Source organism: Streptomyces sp. WM6386, from assembly GCF_000972385.1.
Classification (GTDB): Bacteria; Actinomycetota; Actinomycetes; order Streptomycetales; family Streptomycetaceae; genus Streptomyces.
Window position 1 is genome coordinate 1 of sequence record NZ_JXTE01000639.1, and the last position, 362, is coordinate 362.

The 362-nt window shown below is 70.2% G+C and carries 1 pseudogene; it reads right to left on the minus strand.

Annotated features, from left to right (window positions below):
* Window positions 1-313: pseudogene (locus TN53_RS43050) on the minus strand (aminotransferase class III-fold pyridoxal phosphate-dependent enzyme); the annotation flags it as partial.
* Between the last annotated feature and the right edge of the window lie 49 nt (window positions 314-362).

Consider the following 362-nt stretch of genomic DNA (forward strand, 5'->3'; position numbering starts at 1 on the left):
CGGTGGGGCCGCCCTGCTCGGCGAAGCGGCGCTGTACCGCCTCGGCAACCGGTGCGGGCGAGTGCCCGGCCATCGCGCCCGTGTCGCCGAGGCAGAAGTCGATGTACTCGTGCCCGTCGATGTCGGTGACCCGGGCGCCCCGGGCGGTGTCGAGGTAGCGGGGAAAGGACCCGGCGGTCTTGTTCATCCAGGTCATCGGCACCCGCCCGAAGAGATGCCCGGCGCGCGCGTACGCCTCCTCGGAGCGTGGGCAGCGACGCTCGGCCTGTGCCCTTTCGCGGGCCAGGAGGTACTGGAGACTGGTGCGGTCCATGGGCTCTCCGAGCGTGCGTACGAAAGAAAGCGAGGCATCTTCACTCTAG